Annotated in this window: 24 protein-coding genes; 23 read left to right on the top strand and 1 reads right to left on the bottom strand. The window is 60.9% G+C overall.

The window, feature by feature from the left end; genetic code table 11:
* The first annotated feature begins 1 nt into the window (after position 1).
* The 21 genes from rpmC to dsbD all read left to right on the top strand — a co-directional run bounded on the left by rpmC (position 2) and on the right by dsbD (position 12,001).
* On the top strand, positions 2–193 hold the full coding sequence (gene rpmC / locus AC3A6F_RS23920) for a 50S ribosomal protein L29 (protein WP_123069940.1): 192 nt from the start codon (positions 2–4) through the stop codon (positions 191–193).
* Positions 190–465, top strand: coding sequence for a 30S ribosomal protein S17 (gene rpsQ / locus AC3A6F_RS23915; RefSeq protein ID WP_123069941.1), 276 nt, complete (start codon positions 190–192; stop codon positions 463–465). The genes rpmC and rpsQ overlap by 4 nt, the downstream gene beginning before the upstream one ends.
* Positions 466–701: 236 nt before the next feature.
* Complete coding sequence (gene rplN / locus AC3A6F_RS23910) at positions 702–1,070, top strand: 50S ribosomal protein L14 (protein ID WP_005663451.1); 369 nt, start codon at positions 702–704, stop codon at positions 1,068–1,070.
* Between the two features lie 9 nt (positions 1,071–1,079).
* A complete protein-coding gene (gene rplX, locus AC3A6F_RS23905) occupies positions 1,080–1,394 on the top strand; it encodes a 50S ribosomal protein L24 (RefSeq protein ID WP_091877211.1) in 315 nt (104 codons plus the stop codon).
* A 6-nt stretch (positions 1,395–1,400) separates the two neighbouring features.
* Positions 1,401–1,940 (top strand): 50S ribosomal protein L5, encoded by a 540-nt coding sequence (gene rplE / locus AC3A6F_RS23900; protein ID WP_123069942.1) that lies wholly within the window; start codon positions 1,401–1,403, stop codon positions 1,938–1,940.
* 4 nt (positions 1,941–1,944) lie between these two features.
* The gene (gene rpsN, locus AC3A6F_RS23895; RefSeq protein WP_123069943.1) at positions 1,945–2,250 is read left to right on the top strand and encodes a 30S ribosomal protein S14; all 306 of its coding nucleotides are present in this window, start codon (positions 1,945–1,947) and stop codon (positions 2,248–2,250) included.
* Positions 2,251–2,264: 14 nt separating this feature from the next.
* The gene (gene rpsH / locus AC3A6F_RS23890) at positions 2,265–2,660 is read left to right on the top strand and encodes a 30S ribosomal protein S8 (protein ID WP_123069944.1); all 396 of its coding nucleotides are present in this window, start codon (positions 2,265–2,267) and stop codon (positions 2,658–2,660) included.
* A 10-nt stretch (positions 2,661–2,670) separates the two neighbouring features.
* Positions 2,671–3,204: a 50S ribosomal protein L6 gene (rplF, locus tag AC3A6F_RS23885; protein WP_137172336.1), complete on the top strand. Its 534-nt coding sequence runs from the start codon at positions 2,671–2,673 to the stop codon at positions 3,202–3,204.
* 11 nt (positions 3,205–3,215) lie between these two features.
* Positions 3,216–3,578: a 50S ribosomal protein L18 gene (rplR, locus tag AC3A6F_RS23880; protein WP_123069946.1), complete on the top strand. Its 363-nt coding sequence runs from the start codon at positions 3,216–3,218 to the stop codon at positions 3,576–3,578.
* Positions 3,579–3,590: 12 nt separating this feature from the next.
* Complete coding sequence (gene rpsE, locus AC3A6F_RS23875; RefSeq protein WP_005663437.1) at positions 3,591–4,109, top strand: 30S ribosomal protein S5; 519 nt, start codon at positions 3,591–3,593, stop codon at positions 4,107–4,109.
* A gap of 11 nt (positions 4,110–4,120) precedes the next feature.
* Complete coding sequence (rpmD, locus tag AC3A6F_RS23870) at positions 4,121–4,300, top strand: 50S ribosomal protein L30 (RefSeq protein WP_123069947.1); 180 nt, start codon at positions 4,121–4,123, stop codon at positions 4,298–4,300.
* Between the two features lie 28 nt (positions 4,301–4,328).
* Positions 4,329–4,760, top strand: coding sequence for a 50S ribosomal protein L15 (gene rplO, locus AC3A6F_RS23865; protein ID WP_137172335.1), 432 nt, complete (start codon positions 4,329–4,331; stop codon positions 4,758–4,760).
* Between the two features lie 28 nt (positions 4,761–4,788).
* A complete protein-coding gene (secY, locus tag AC3A6F_RS23860; protein ID WP_005663430.1) occupies positions 4,789–6,123 on the top strand; it encodes a preprotein translocase subunit SecY in 1,335 nt (444 codons plus the stop codon).
* Positions 6,124–6,144: 21 nt separating this feature from the next.
* Positions 6,145–6,363 carry a translation initiation factor IF-1 gene (infA, locus tag AC3A6F_RS23855; protein WP_005663428.1) on the top strand — a complete coding sequence of 73 codons (219 nt, stop codon included), beginning with the start codon at positions 6,145–6,147 and terminating at the stop codon, positions 6,361–6,363.
* A 37-nt stretch (positions 6,364–6,400) separates the two neighbouring features.
* Positions 6,401–6,514, top strand: coding sequence for a 50S ribosomal protein L36 (gene rpmJ, locus AC3A6F_RS23850; protein WP_005663407.1), 114 nt, complete (start codon positions 6,401–6,403; stop codon positions 6,512–6,514).
* Between the two features lie 14 nt (positions 6,515–6,528).
* A complete protein-coding gene (gene rpsM / locus AC3A6F_RS23845; protein WP_320473352.1) occupies positions 6,529–6,894 on the top strand; it encodes a 30S ribosomal protein S13 in 366 nt (121 codons plus the stop codon).
* A gap of 14 nt (positions 6,895–6,908) precedes the next feature.
* Positions 6,909–7,313 carry a 30S ribosomal protein S11 gene (gene rpsK, locus AC3A6F_RS23840; protein ID WP_005663404.1) on the top strand — a complete coding sequence of 135 codons (405 nt, stop codon included), beginning with the start codon at positions 6,909–6,911 and terminating at the stop codon, positions 7,311–7,313.
* 275 nt (positions 7,314–7,588) lie between these two features.
* A complete protein-coding gene (gene rpsD / locus AC3A6F_RS23835; protein ID WP_487685928.1) occupies positions 7,589–8,212 on the top strand; it encodes a 30S ribosomal protein S4 in 624 nt (207 codons plus the stop codon).
* Between the two features lie 294 nt (positions 8,213–8,506).
* Positions 8,507–9,484 (top strand): DNA-directed RNA polymerase subunit alpha, encoded by a 978-nt coding sequence (locus AC3A6F_RS23830; RefSeq protein ID WP_332530665.1) that lies wholly within the window; start codon positions 8,507–8,509, stop codon positions 9,482–9,484.
* Positions 9,485–9,662: 178 nt separating this feature from the next.
* Positions 9,663–10,058 carry a 50S ribosomal protein L17 gene (gene rplQ / locus AC3A6F_RS23825; RefSeq protein WP_005663400.1) on the top strand — a complete coding sequence of 132 codons (396 nt, stop codon included), beginning with the start codon at positions 9,663–9,665 and terminating at the stop codon, positions 10,056–10,058.
* A 125-nt stretch (positions 10,059–10,183) separates the two neighbouring features.
* Positions 10,184–12,001 carry a protein-disulfide reductase DsbD gene (gene dsbD, locus AC3A6F_RS23820; RefSeq protein WP_487685923.1) on the top strand — a complete coding sequence of 606 codons (1,818 nt, stop codon included), beginning with the start codon at positions 10,184–10,186 and terminating at the stop codon, positions 11,999–12,001.
* Between the two features lie 30 nt (positions 12,002–12,031).
* Here dsbD and AC3A6F_RS23815 read toward each other — a convergent pair whose 3' ends face one another.
* Positions 12,032–12,565 carry a Spy/CpxP family protein refolding chaperone gene (locus AC3A6F_RS23815; protein WP_487685920.1) on the bottom strand — a complete coding sequence of 178 codons (534 nt, stop codon included), beginning with the start codon at positions 12,563–12,565 and terminating at the stop codon, positions 12,032–12,034.
* A gap of 196 nt (positions 12,566–12,761) precedes the next feature.
* Between AC3A6F_RS23815 and AC3A6F_RS23810 the strand changes: the two genes are divergently transcribed.
* Positions 12,762–13,490: a response regulator gene (locus AC3A6F_RS23810; protein ID WP_109345397.1), complete on the top strand. Its 729-nt coding sequence runs from the start codon at positions 12,762–12,764 to the stop codon at positions 13,488–13,490.
* Positions 13,487–14,848: an ATP-binding protein gene (locus AC3A6F_RS23805; protein ID WP_487685917.1), complete on the top strand. Its 1,362-nt coding sequence runs from the start codon at positions 13,487–13,489 to the stop codon at positions 14,846–14,848. Before AC3A6F_RS23810 ends, AC3A6F_RS23805 begins: the two co-directional genes overlap by 4 nt.
* Positions 14,849–14,899 lie beyond the last annotated feature (51 nt).

The raw sequence follows: 14,899 nt of genomic DNA, 5'->3' as shown, positions 1-14,899 counted from the left end.
TATGAAAGCATCGGAACTCCGCGGCAAAGACCAGGAAGCGCTGCAGAAGGAGCTGAACGAGCTGCTCAAGGCCCAATTCGGTCTGCGCATGCAAGTCGCCACCCAGCAGCTCGGTAACACTTCGCAGCTGAAGAAAGTACGTCGCGATATCGCGCGTGTGAAGACTGTGATGAACACGAAGGAAGCCAAATGACCGACACCACCATCAAAACGGCGCTGAAGCGTACGCTGGTCGGCAAAGTCGTGTCCGATAAAATGGACAAGACGGTAACCGTCCTGATCGAACGTCACGTCAAGCACCCGCTGTACGGCAAGATCATCGTGCGCTCGAACAAGTATCACGCGCACGACGAAGCGAACGAAGCGAAAATCGGTGACACCGTCGAGATCGCAGAAGGTCGTCCGATCTCGAAGACGAAAGCGTGGACTGTGACCAAAGTGTTGCAAGTCGCACAGGTACTGTAAGTACCCATAAAATTTGTCTTGCGTGGCCCGCTGGTATCTGAGATACTAGCGGGCTTCGTTCATGTGTTGCCGCAGTTATCCCCCGCGGTACAGCGGCCTGTAACGAAAGTGTTTTTGGAAAGTCCATCACCCAAACATGGGGCTCCAGCAGGGGCGTCATGGCGGGACCAAGACTGACCGCAGGCCCACGGTTCTCCGTGGGGTTTTCTACGGCTTAAGTTGGGAAAGAAACTACTATGATTCAAACCGAAAGCCGGCTCGAAGTAGCCGACAACACCGGTGCCAAGGAAGTTCTGTGCATCAAGGTGTTGGGCGGCTCGAAGCGCCGTTACGCGAGCATTGGCGACATCATCAAGGTCACCGTTAAAGTCGCAGCCCCACGTGGTCGCGTCAAAAAGGGTGAAATTTACAATGCCGTGGTTGTGCGTACCGCCAAAGGTGTGCGCCGCCAGGATGGTTCCCTGGTCAAGTTCGACGGCAATGCCGCTGTCCTGCTGAACGCCAAGCTGGAGCCAATCGGTACCCGTATCTTCGGACCAGTCACGCGCGAACTGCGCACTGAAAAGTTCATGAAGATCGTGTCGCTGGCACCTGAAGTTCTGTAAGGATTCGACATGGATAAGATTCGTAAAAACGACGAAGTCATCGTTCTGGCCGGTAAGGACAAGGGCAAGCGTGGCGTCGTTCAGAAGCGTGTAGACGCTGAACACGTCATCGTCGAAGGCGTCAACGTCGCTAAAAAAGCGACCAAGCCTAACCCGATGACCGGTGTTACTGGTGGTATCGTCGACAAGACCATGCCGATTCACGTGTCGAACGTCGCGCTGTTCAACGCAGCGACCGGCAAGGCAGATCGCGTTGGCTTCAAAGACCAGGACGGCAAAAAAGTCCGCGTCTTCAAGTCGAGCGGCGAAGTAGTGAAAGGGTAAGAAGAAATGGCCCGTCTCCAAGCAATTTATAAAGAAAAAGTCGTCGCCGAGCTGACCGAGAAATTCGGTTACAAATCGGTGATGGAAGTGCCACGCCTGACCAAGATCACCCTGAACATGGGTCTGTCGGAAGCAGTCGCCGACAAGAAGATCATCGAGCACGCTACTGGCGACCTGACCAAGATCGCCGGCCAGAAGCCAGTGATCACCAAGGCACGCAAGGCAATCGCTGGTTTCAAGATCCGCGAAGGCTACCCGATCGGCACGATGGTGACCCTGCGCGGCGCCCGCATGTACGAATTCCTGGACCGTTTCATCACCGTGGCCCTGCCGCGCGTGCGTGACTTCCGCGGTGTCAATGGCAAATCGTTCGATGGTCGCGGCAACTACAACATCGGTGTCAAAGAGCAGATCATCTTCCCAGAGATCGACTACGACAAGATCGATGCACTGCGCGGCATGAACATCTCGATCACCACGACTGCTAAGACCGACGAAGAAGCCAAAGCGCTGCTCGCCGCCTTCAAATTCCCGTTCAGGAACTAAGAGCATGGCAAAACTTGCACTGATTAACCGCGAACAGAAGCGTGCAGACCTGGTGGAGAAATTCGCCCCGAAGCGTGCCGCTCTGAAAGCAATCATCGACGACCAGTCGAAGTCGGAAGAAGAACGTTACGAAGCGCGCCTGAAGCTGCAAGCGCTGCCGCGTAACTCGGCACCGACCCGTCAGCGTAACCGCTGCGCCATCACTGGCCGTCCACGTGGCACTTTCCGTAAATTCGGTCTGGCACGTACCAAACTCCGCGAATTCGCCATGAAGGGCGAAATTCCGGGTATGACCAAAGCAAGCTGGTAATAGGAGAATATGCAATGAGTATGAGCGATCCTATCGCCGATATGCTGACCCGCATTCGCAACGCACAAGTCGTCCAGAAAACCACGGTCGCAATGCCGTCGTCGAAAGTCAAGGTTGCCATTGCCAACGTCCTGAAGGACGAGGGTTACATTGAAGATTTCGCAGTGTCGTCGGCTGACGGCAAATCGGAACTGAAAATCGGTTTGAAGTATTACACTGGCCGTCCGGTCATCGAGCGCCTCGAGCGCGTGTCCCGTCCAGGCCTGCGTATCTACAAGGGCAAAGACGAGATCCCAACCGTCATGAACGGCCTGGGCGTGGCAATCGTGTCGACTCCGCAAGGCGTCATGACTGATCGCAAAGCACGCGCTACCGGTGTCGGTGGCGAAGTGATTTGCTACGTGGCTTAAGGAGTAGACGATGTCTCGAGTAGCTAAGATGCCAATCGCCGTCCCTGCCGGTGCCGAAGTCGCGATCAACGCGTCGTCGATCACCGTCAAGGGCCCGCTGGGCACCCTGACCCAAGCCCTGAACGGCCTGGTCAAAGTAGAAAACAACAATGGCACGCTGACCTTCGACGTGATCGACGATTCGCGTGAATCGAACGCCATGTCGGGCACCCTGCGCGCCCTGGTCAACAACATGGTTACCGGTGTCACCAAGGGTTTCGAGCGCAAGCTGAACCTGGTGGGCGTGGGCTACAAGGCAGCAGTGCAGGGCAACGCCCTGAACCTGTCGCTGGGCTTCTCGCACCCGGTGCTGCACGCGATGCCTGAAGGCGTCACCGCAGTGACCCCGACCCCGACCGAGATCCTGATCAAGGGTATCGATCGTCAAAAGGTCGGCCAGGTCGCCGCTGAAGTGCGCGCTTACCGCTCCCCTGAGCCTTACAAGGGCAAGGGCGTCCGTTATTCGGACGAAGTGGTCAAGCTTAAAGAAACCAAGAAGAAATAATCGGAGCAGACATGGACAAGAAACAATCCCGTCTGCGTCGTGGCCGTCAGACCCGCATCAAGATTGCCCAGCTGGGCGTGAACCGTCTGTCGGTTCACCGCACCAACCTGCACATCTACGCGAACCTGATCAGCCCGGACGCAAAAGTACTGGTGTCGGCTTCGACCCTGGAAGCGGAAGTGCGCGCCGAACTGGCTGGCCAGACCGGCGCCGGCGGCAACGCTGCAGCAGCTGCCCTGGTTGGCAAGCGCGTCGCAGAGAAAGCACTGAAAGCAGGAATCACCGAAGTTGCGTTCGATCGCTCGGGTTTCCGTTACCACGGTCGGGTGAAGGCGCTGGCGGAAGCCGCGCGTGAAGCCGGTCTGAAGTTCTAAGGAAGAATCGTCATGGCAAAAATGCAAGCGAAAATGGCAAGCGACAAGCCGGATGATGGCATGCGCGAAAAAATGATCGCGATCAACCGCGTGACCAAAGTGGTCAAGGGTGGTCGAATCATGGGTTTTGCAGCGCTGACCGTTGTCGGTGACGGCGATGGCCGCATCGGCATGGGCAAAGGCAAGTCGAAGGAAGTTCCAGTCGGCGTGCAAAAAGCGATGGAAGAAGCCCGCCGCAACCTGATCAAGGTGCCACTCAAGAACGGTACCCTGCATCACACCGTGTCCGGTCGTCACGGCGCCTCGCGCGTCATGATGATGCCAGCGAAACCTGGTACCGGCGTGATCGCTGGTGGCGCAATGCGCGCTATCTTCGAAGTGATGGGCGTGACCGACGTGGTCGCCAAGTCGACCGGTTCGTCGAATCCTTACAACCTGGTGCGCGCAACTCTCGACGGTCTGTCGAAGATGAGCACCGCGGCTGACATCGCTGCCAAGCGCGGCAAGTCGGTCGAAGACATCGTCGGTTAAGGGGAAATAACATGGCAAACACCGTTAAAGTTCAGCTCGTCAAGGGCCTGATCGGTACCCGTCAAGACCACCGTGCCACCGTGCGCGGCCTGGGCCTGCGTCGCGTCAACTCGGTCTCCGAGCTGCAAGACACCCCATCCGTGCGTGGCATGATCAACAAAGTCTCGTACCTCGTGAAAGTTGTTTCGTAAGCCTTCGGGCTTGTGAACGGAGAAATCAATGGAACTCAATACCATTCAACCAGCTGACGGCGCCAAGCACTACAAGCGTCGCGTTGGTCGCGGCATTGGCTCCGGCCTGGGCAAGACTGCCGGCCGTGGTCACAAGGGTCAGAAATCGCGTTCGGGCGGCTTCCACAAAGTCGGCTTCGAAGGCGGTCAGATGCCTCTGCAGCGCCGTCTGCCGAAGCGTGGCTTCAAATCGCTGAACGCGACCTTCAAGGCTGAAGTGCGTCTGTCCGACCTGAACAACCTGGCTGTCGGCGACGTCGACATCCTGGTGCTCAAGCAGGCAGGCATCCTGTCGGTCGTGGCACGCGACGTGCGCGTCATCCTGTCCGGCGAGATCACCAAAGCGGTGAACCTCAAGGGCCTGAAAGCGACCGCTGGCGCGAAAGCAGCGATCGAAGCAGCTGGCGGCTCGGTCGCGTAAAGCGACCGCTGCCTGATCGGAGCAAAAATTGGCGACTAATTCACAACTTGGTAAAAGCGCCGCTTCCGGATTCCCCTGGGGCCGGCTGTGGTTTTTGCTTGGCGCATTGGTCGTGTACCGCATCGGTGCTCACATCCCGGTTCCCGGGATTGACCCGGTGCAGCTCGCTGCGCTGTTCAAGCAGAACGAGGGCGGCATCCTTGGCATGTTCAACATGTTCTCGGGTGGCGCCTTGTCCCGCTTTACCGTGTTCGCGCTCGGCATCATGCCTTACATTTCGGCTTCGATCATCATGCAGCTTGCATCGATCGTCTCGCCGCAACTCGAGGCGTTGAAGAAAGAGGGCGAAGCCGGCCGCCGCAAGATCACCCAGTACACCCGTTACTTCACGGTGGCACTGGCGTTGTTCCAGGCGTTCGGCATCGCAGTCGCGCTCGAGGCGCAACCTGGCCTGGTCATCGACCCTGGTCTCGGTTTCCGCTTCGTGACCGTCGTTACCCTCCTGACCGGCACCATGTTCCTCATGTGGCTGGGCGAGCAGATCACTGAACGTGGTCTTGGCAACGGCATTTCGATCATCATCTTTGCCGGTATCGCAGCAGGTCTGCCTTCGGCCCTGGGCGGCTTGTTCACCCTGGTCTCGAACGGTTCGATCGGCAGCTTCTCGGCCATCCTGATCGTGGTCCTGGTGGCTGCGGTGACGTATGCGGTGGTGTTCGTGGAACGCGGGCAGCGCAAGATCCTGGTCAATTACGCGAAACGTCAGGTCGGCAACAAGATCTACGGTGGCCAAACCAGCCACCTGCCCTTGAAGCTGAACATGGCAGGCGTGATCCCGCCGATCTTCGCATCGTCGATCATTCTGTTCCCGGCGACGATTGTCGACTGGTTCACTCGCGGCAAGGATTCGTCCGGCCCGGTGATCGGGTTCCTGAAGGATCTGGCGGCGTCGATGGCGCCAGGCGAGCCAATCCACGCTTTGCTGTATGCGGTGGCGATCGTGTTCTTCTGCTTCTTCTACACCGCGCTGGTATTCAACAGCAAGGAAACGGCGGATAACTTGAAGAAGAGCGGCGCGTTTGTTCCGGGCATCCGTCCGGGCGAGCAAACCGCACGTTACATCGACAAGATCCTGATGCGCCTGACCCTGGCCGGTGCAGTCTATATCACCCTGGTGTGCCTGGTGCCGGAGTTCATGACCGCCCAGTGGAAGGTTCCCTTCTACTTCGGTGGCACGTCGCTCCTGATCATCGTGGTGGTGACGATGGACTTCATGGCACAAGTGCAGAACTACGTCATGTCGCAACAATATGATTCTCTGTTGCGAAAGGCCAACTTCAAGGGTGGAGTTCCGACGCGATAAGCGACGGAGTGCATAGAGCGAATGGCAAAAGACGACGTCATCCAAATGCAGGGGGAGATCCTCGAGAATCTCCCAAACGCGACGTTCCGCGTAAAGCTGGAAAACGGCCATGTGGTCCTGGGGCATATCTCGGGTAAAATGCGGATGAACTATATCCGCATCCTCCCGGGTGACAAGGTAACGGTGGAGTTGACTCCGTATGACCTGTCCCGGGCCCGCATCGTGTTCCGCACCAAGTAAAAACATCATCAAGTAAACGAACCGAAGAGAGTGCAAAATGAAAGTTAACGCTTCAGTCAAGCGGATCTGCCGCAACTGCAAGATCATCAAGCGCAAAGGCGTGGTCCGTGTGATCTGCGTCGAGCCGCGTCACAAGCAGCGTCAAGGTTAATCGAGGAATAACGAATGGCACGTATTGCAGGGGTTAACATCCCAAATCATCAGCACACCGTTATCGGCCTGACGGCTATCTACGGTATTGGCCGTCCGCGTTCGCAGAAGATCTGCGACGCAACCGGTGTCGCGACCAACAAAAAGGTCAAGGACCTGGACGATAACGAACTCGAGAAACTGCGCGACGAAGTCGGCAAGTTTGTCGTGGAAGGTGACCTGCGCCGCGAGCTGTCCATGAACATCAAGCGTCTGATGGACCTGGGTTGCTACCGCGGCATGCGTCACCGTAAGGGCCTGCCGGTCCGCGGTCAGCGTACCCGCACCAATGCTCGTACCCGTAAAGGTCCGCGCAAGGCAGCTCAATCGCTCAAGAAATAATCTAGGAACCGACTATGGCCAAGCAACAAAGCAGCGCAGCAGCAGCACGCGTGCGCAAGAAAGTGAAGAAGAACGTTGCCGAGGGCATCGCCCACGTGCACGCTTCGTTCAACAACACGATCATCACCATCACCGACCGCCAGGGCAACGCTCTGTCGTGGGCAACCTCCGGTGGCGCCGGCTTCAAGGGTTCGCGCAAATCGACCCCGTTCGCGGCTCAGGTCGCTGCCGAAGCTGCAGGCAAGGTCGCTCAGGAATCGGGCGTGAAAAACCTGGAAGTGCGTATCAAGGGCCCAGGCCCAGGCCGTGAATCGGCTGTGCGCGCTCTGAACAATCTCGGCATCAAGATCACCGAGATCCAGGACGTCACCCCAGTTCCACACAACGGCTGCCGTCCGCCGAAGCGTCGCCGTATCTAAGATCCGGGGCAGGGTGATCGCCGCCCGGCGGTTCGTCACCCGATCCGTGTCTTGATGACGACGCACGGGGCGCAAGCCCCGTTGTGTTTTGAGAATAGCCGGTGCAGTCGCCCAGAAATGGGTTATACTGCCCGGCTCTTGTCGCCTGCCGTCCCTGATGGCGGGCGATGTTGTAAGCCACGTCCGGCCTGAATGCAGAGCTGGACTAGCGCCTGGGTGCATAGGATTTTTCCATGCGTCTCTGGGGCGTGATCAAATATTAAAGGAAATCTAACGTGGCACGTTATATCGGACCAAAAGCAAAACTGTCGCGCCGTGAAGGCACCGACCTGTTCCTCAAGAGCGCACGTCGTTCGCTCGATTCGAAGTGCAAACTGGACGTCAAGCCAGGCCAGCACGGCGTCAAGTCGGGTGCCCGCACCTCGGACTACGGCAACCAGCTGCGCGAAAAGCAAAAAGTCAAACGCATGTACGGCGTCCTGGAGCGTCAGTTCCGCCGCTACTTCGCTGAAGCGAACCGCCGCAAGGGCAACACCGGCGAAACCCTGCTGAAGCTGCTGGAAGCGCGTCTCGACAACGTCGCTTACCGCATGGGCTTCGGTTCGACCCGCTCGGAAGCGCGTCAGCTGGTGAGCCACAAGGCCTTCACCGTCAATGGCAACGTCGTGAACATCGCTTCGTACCAGGTCAAGACCGGCGACGTGATCGCTGTTCGTGAAAAAGCCAAGAAGCAAGTGCGTATCGCTGAAGCGCTGTCGCTGGCTGAACAAGTCGGCTTCCCGACCTGGGTCTCGGTCGACGCGAAGAAGCTGGAAGGCACCTTCCGTTCGTTCCCAGAGCGTAACGAAATCGCTGCTGACGTCAACGAAGCGCTGATCGTCGAACTGTACTCGCGTTAATTGACAAATCGGGCGGCGCGCCGCCCGATTTGTCATCCCCGCGCAGGCGGGGACCCAAGTTTGCCGGCTAAGTCGAAAACTTGGGTTCCCGCCTCCGCGGGAACGACGGTGGGGTGGTGCAAGCGCAGCGATCCAGGATCGGCACTTGCAGCGAACAGCAAATTCCACGGAATCGTAGTTCCTCCACACCGTCGCACAGAATTGTTTTACCCGCCTGCCTTTGCGCAGGCGTTCTCTTTAAAGCCATCAGCCTTATCGGTGTAACGAGCCGAGGGTATTGAAAAGGACTCATTCATGCAAAATAGTTTGTTGAAGCCACGTATCATCGACGTCGAAGCACTGGGCGCCGGCCACGCGAAAGTCGTGATGGAGCCGTTCGAGCGTGGCTATGGCCACACCCTCGGCAACGCACTGCGTCGCGTGCTGCTGTCGTCGATGGTGGGCTATGCGCCGACCGAAGTGACGATCGCTGGTGTCGTGCATGAATACTCGTCGCTGGATGGCGTGCAGGAAGACGTCGTCGACCTGCTGCTGAACCTGAAAGGTGTGGTCTTCAAGGTCCACAACCGCGACTCGGTCAACCTGACCCTGAAGAAGGAAGGCGAAGGCCCAGTCCTGGCATCGGACATCGACCTGCCGCACGACGTCGAACTGGTCAACCCGGATCACGTGATCGCTCACCTGACCGCTGGCGGCAAGCTGGACATGCAGATCAAGGTCGAAAAAGGCCGCGGCTACGTGCCGGGCAACGTCCGTCGCCTGTCGGAAGACACCAACAAGACCATCGGCCGCATCATTCTGGACGCATCGTTCTCGCCAGTGCGCCGCGTGTCGTACGCCGTGGAATCGGCCCGTGTCGAACAGCGTACCGACCTGGACAAGCTGATCATCAACATCGAGACCAACGGCGTCATCACGCCGGAAGAAGCGATCCGCCAGTCGGCCCGCGTGCTGGTTGACCAGCTGAACGTGTTCGCCGCCCTGGAAGGCACCGAAGCCGCTGCCGAAGCACCATCGCGCGCACCGCTGGTCGATCCGATCCTGCTGCGTCCAGTCGACGACCTGGAACTGACCGTCCGTTCGGCCAACTGCCTGAAAGCAGAAAACATCTACTATATCGGCGACCTGATCCAGCGTTCGGAAAACGAACTGCTCAAGACGCCGAACCTGGGCCGCAAGTCGCTCAACGAAATCAAGGAAGTCCTTGCTTCGCGTGGCTTGACCCTGGGCATGAAGCTGGAAAACTGGCCGCCTGCCGGGCTGGAGAAGTAATAGCATTCACCCGAAAGTGGACCCCTACTTTCGGGTGGTAACAGCCAAAAAGGACCGGCGGAGCCGGATCCTTTTTGGATGATAAAACCGTAGTAAAAACTAACCGAACCGGTCCGCGGTCACGCGCAAGTGTGGACGATCGAAGAACTGGATTTGAAAACACCCGAAAGGAAATACCATGCGTCACCGTCACGGCCTTCGTAAACTGAACCGTACTTCGTCCCACCGTCTGGCAATGCTGCGCAACATGACTGTTTCGCTGCTGCGTCACGAAGCCATCAAGACCACCGTCCCGAAAGCCAAGGAACTGCGTCGCGTCATCGAACCGATCCTGACCCTGGGCAAGACCGACACCCTGGCAAACAAGCGCCTGGCCTTCGCTCGCCTGCGCGACCGCGAAATGGTCCAGAAGCTGTTCGCTGAACTGGGTCCTCGCTACGCAAACCGCAACGGCGGCTACCTGCGTATCCTGAAGATGGGCTTCCGCGTTGGCGACAATGCTCCTATGGCCTACGTCGAACTGCTGGACCGTCCAGAAGTCACCTCGGCTGAAGAAGCACCGACCGCCGAGTAATCGGTAGTCTGACGACTGAAAAGACCAGGCCCTCGGCCTGGTTTTTTTTCGTCTAAAATGAGTTCCGGCGTGAAACAGTAGCCGGGTGTACCATTTGCGGTGCGCTTCACAACCTCTTCGACACCATGCTTCGACTTTCCGTTCGTGGCCTGCTACAGGCCTGCCTGACGCTGTTCGCCGTCTTCTTCCTGTTCACCGCAACGCCAGCCCGTGCCCAGCAGGACTTTCTGGACCCCGCCGTCGCCTTCCGTTTTGAAGCACGCATGGCCGATCCGCAGACCGCCGAGATCACCTACGTCATCGCCCCCGCGTACTACATGTACCGCGAGCGCTTCGCCTTCAAGGCCGGCGGCGCCGGCATCACGCTGGGCGAACCGCAGATCCCGCAGGGCAAGGTGAAATACGACCCGACCTTCGAGAAGGATCTCGAGACCCATACCGGCACCCTGACCATCCGGATTCCGGTCGAGGGCACTGGCCCGTTCACCCTAACCGCCACCAGCCAGGGCTGCGCCGATGCCGGTCTGTGCTATCCGCCGCAGGAGCACAGCGTGAACCTCGGCGCCGGTGGCGCGCAAGCCGCGTCCGGACTGCCGATCGGGATCGGCGCGGGACAGGCTCCGCTGTCCTCGCAGCCGATGGCCGACAGCGCGCCTGCGACGACCGTGGCGGCGCCGGCATCGGACTTGTCGAACATCGCCGGCATCCTCGGCGGCGGCAGCCTGCTGGCCATCGTGCCGGCCTTCGTCCTGCTCGGCCTGGGCTTGGCGTTCACCCCTTGCGTGCTGCCGATGGTGCCGATCCTGTCCTCGATCATCGTGGGCGAGGGCAAGCACGTGAGCCGTTCGCACGGCTTCGTGCTGTCGCTGGCGTATTCGCTGGGCATGGCGATCGTCTACACCTTGCTGGGCATCGCTGCCGGCCTGGCCGGCGAAGGACTGGCCGCCGCGCTGCAGAATCCCTGGGTGCTGGGCGCCTTCGCAATCCTGATCGTGGCCATGTCGCTGTCCATGTTCGGTTTCTATCAGTTACAACTGCCTAACACCTTGCAGACCCGTTTGACGCAGGCATCCAACAGCCAGCAGGGCGGCAAGCTGCTTGGGGTGTTCGTCATGGGCGCCATTTCGGCCCTGATCGTGGGCCCCTGCGTGGCCGCGCCGCTGGCCGGCGCCCTGGTCTACATCAGCCAGACGCGTGACGTCTTCATCGGCGGCGCGGCGCTGTTCTCGATGGCGGTGGGGATGAGCATCCCGCTGCTACTGGTGGGCCTGTCGGCCGGCTCCCTGCTGCCGCGCGTGGGGCCGTGGATGGAATCGGTCAAGCGCCTGTTCGGCGTGCTGATGCTGGCGATGGCGATCTGGCTGGTGTCGCCGGTGCTCCCGGCCGTGGCCCAGATGCTGCTGTGGGCGGCGCTGCTGCTGGGGTATGGCTTCTATCTGCTGCGCCATACCCGCCATTGGGCGGCGATGGCCTTCGGCGCAGCCTTTGCCGTGCTGGGGGCAACCCAGCTGGTGGGCCTGGCCAGCGGCGGACGCGACGCCTGGGCGCCGCTGGCGCACCTGGGTGGCGCGCCGCAGGACCATGGGCTGGCGTTCAGCCGCATCAAGACCGTGGACCAGCTCGACGCCGCGTTGGCCGCCAACGCCGGCAAGACCGTGATGCTCGATTTTTATGCCGACTGGTGCGTGTCGTGCAAGGAGATGGAGAAGTTCACCTTCGTCGACCCGGCCGTGCAGCAGAAGCTGGCCGACACGGTGCTGCTGCAGGTCGACGTGACGGCCAACGATGCCGCCGACAAGGCCATGCTCAAGCGCTTCGGCCTGTTCGGGCCACCGGGGATCATCCTGTTCGATGGACAGGGGAAGGAAATCGCGGATAGCCGGGTGATCGGCTTCCAGAATGCGGAGAAGTTCCTGGCGTCGCTGCAGCGGCTGCAGCAGTAAGGTCGGCGGCATCGCCGCCAACCTTCACGCTTACGCGTTCGCGCGGTGACCGTGGTGACCGTGATGACGCGGGCCCTTGCGGTGCTTGGCCTGCTCATCGAAGGTCTTGCGCTGCTCTGGCGTCAGCTGGGCGTAGAAGCTGTTCAGGGCTGCCAGGCGCTGCTCCATGCGGGCGGTGCGCTGTTTCTGCAGGTCGATCCCTTTCTGCATGCGCTGCGGCGCGGTCAGATTGGCCCAGGCGGCGCGGTCGCCACGTCCGGCGCGCTCGCCCTTCTTGTGCGGCGCCTGGGCTGCGACGAACGCGTCCCAGGCCGGCTGCTGCTGCGCATTGAGCTTGAGCGAATCGCGCAGCTTGGCCTGGCGTTCGGCGCGGTGCTGTTCCATCCTGGCGCGCCGCTCGCCGGCCTTGGCCTGCCACTCGGCCTTCTTGGCCAGGCGTTGCTCGGCCGTCAGGGCCGGACGGCCTTCGGCAGGGGCGGCGGTCTGGGCCTGGGCGCCGATGGTGGCGCCGAACAGGCCGGCAGCGGTGAGGGCGATCACGAGGTTCTTGCGGAGGGTGTTCATGGTTCTTCCTTTGTGAGAGTCTGGTTGACTGTGCATCCGAAACGCTCGCTGCACGGTTCCCATCTTGCGCACAAACTGTAACCACGGGGTTTCCCCTGTCGCGGACATTGTATCAATATGTTTCGGGCCTATAGGCTTATACACAGCGATACAAAATGCTCCTCCGGCATTGTCATAAACTCGGATAATTGCGGTTATGGATACTCCCTCTACGATTCTGATCGTCGACGATGACCGCGACATCCGGACGCTGCTGGCCGACTACCTCGAGTCGAACGGCTACCGGACGCTGGCCGCCGCCGACGGCACGGCGATGTGGAAGGCGCTCGACGAAACCCGTCCCGACCTCATCGTGCTCGACCTGAACATGCCCGGCGACGACGGCCTGACCCTGTGCCGCAAGCTGCGCGCCACCTCGACCTTGCCGGTCATCATGCTGACCGCCCGCAACGAGCCGCTGGACCGCATCCTCGGCCTCGAGATGGGCGCCGACGACTACCTGCCCAAGCCCTTCGAGCCGCGCGAACTGCTGGCGCGCATCCGCAGCGTGCTGCGCCGCTCGCACGCCATGCCGTCCAATACGCCATCCGAGAACGTGCAGCAGATGCGCTTCTCGGGCTGGACGCTCGACCTCACCGCGCGCCACCTGCTCAACCCGGACGGCATCGTGATCATGCTGTCGGGCGCCGAATTCCGCCTGCTGCGCGTATTCCTCGAGCACCCGAATCGGGTACTCAACCGCGACCAGCTGCTCAACCTCACGCAAGGCCGCGACGCCGACCCGTTCGACCGCTCGATCGACATCCAGATCAGCCGCCTGCGCCAGAAGCTGGGCGAGGATGCGCGCATGCCCCAGATCATCAAGACGGTGCGCAACGGCGGCTACGTGCTGGCCGGCCAGGTGACGGTGGAGCCGGCGGCGTGAAGGATTTCTTCGGGTCGATGACGGGCCGGGTATTCCTCACGCTGCTGCTGGGCGTGTGGATCTCGGCGGCGCTGATCCAGCTGGCGGCCGACTACCAGCGCCTGCGTGACTGGGAGCGTCAGCTCGACCAGCACCGGCTGGAGCGCGCCGAGCAATTGATCATGGCCACAGAGATCGTGCCGGCGGAGGCGCGCCCGATCTACCTCGAGGTCGCCAACCGCCCAGGCCTGGAACTCGAAGTCAGCGACACCCAGCCGGCGGCTGCCCCGGCCACGCCCTTTGCCCGGCAGCTGGCAACGCGCCTGGGCAAGGGCTACCGGGTCGAATCGGTCGGTGCACGCCCGTCCGCCTGCGACACCGCGCAGCGCCTGCCGATGATGTACGGCCTGCTCAGCATGGATTATGGCGGCGCCTGCGAATCGCTCAACGTGCATCTGCGCGACGGCGCCGAGCTGCGCCTGTCGGTGCTGCCGCCGCGCACGATCTTCAAGGGCGATGCCGACCTGCGCATCCTGGTGGCCCTGTTCATGATCAGCATCGCCGTGCTGGCCTACCTGGTGGCGCGCATGACCACCCGGCCGTTCAAGCAGCTGGCCCAGGCCGCGCAAGACCTGGGGCAGGACATCAACCGCCCGCCGCTCGACCTCACGGGCGCCAGCGAGATTCGCCAGGCCAGCGCCGCCTTCAATGCGATGCAGGCGCGCATCCGCCAGTACATCTTCCAGCGCACGCAGATGCTGGCCGCGATCACCCACGACCTGCAGACGCCGCTCACGCGCATGCGCCTGCGGCTGGAGAAAGTATCGGACAACGAACTGCAGGAACGCCTGATCGGCGACCTGTCGGCCATGCAGGAAATGGTGCGCGAAGGCCTGGTGCTGGCGCGCAGCATGGACACCACCGAGACGATGCAGATGCTGGACCTCGATTCGCTGCTCGAGGCGGTGTGCGCCGACGCCAGCGACGCCGGCCAGGACGTCGCGCTGCAGGGCAAGGCCACGATGGCGGTGCTGGGCCGGCCGCTCGACCTGCGCCGCTGCCTGGGCAACCTGATCGACAACGCGGTGAAGTACGGCCGCGATGCGCGCGTCTGCGTCGACCGCGTCAACGGCACGGCGCGGGTGCGCATTCGCGACAGCGGACCGGGCATCCCGAGGAGCGAGCTGGGACGGGTGTTCGACCCGTTCTACCGGGTCGAGACCTCGCGTTCGCGCGAATCGGGCGGCACTGGCCTGGGGCTGACGATCGCGCGCAACATCACCGAGCAGCACGGCGGCAGCATCACCCTGGCCAACCACCCGGAAGGCGGTCTGGAAGTGACCCTGATGCTGCCGGCCTACTATCCGAACAAATCGTAGACGAATAGTGAATCAATAAGGCAGTACACGAAGCGGTAACAACACTGTGGG

Source organism: Massilia sp. Soil_C_3 (genome assembly GCF_057657035.1).
The sequence above is the reverse complement of the archived record's forward strand: the minus strand, read 5'-3'. Positions and strand labels throughout refer to the sequence as shown.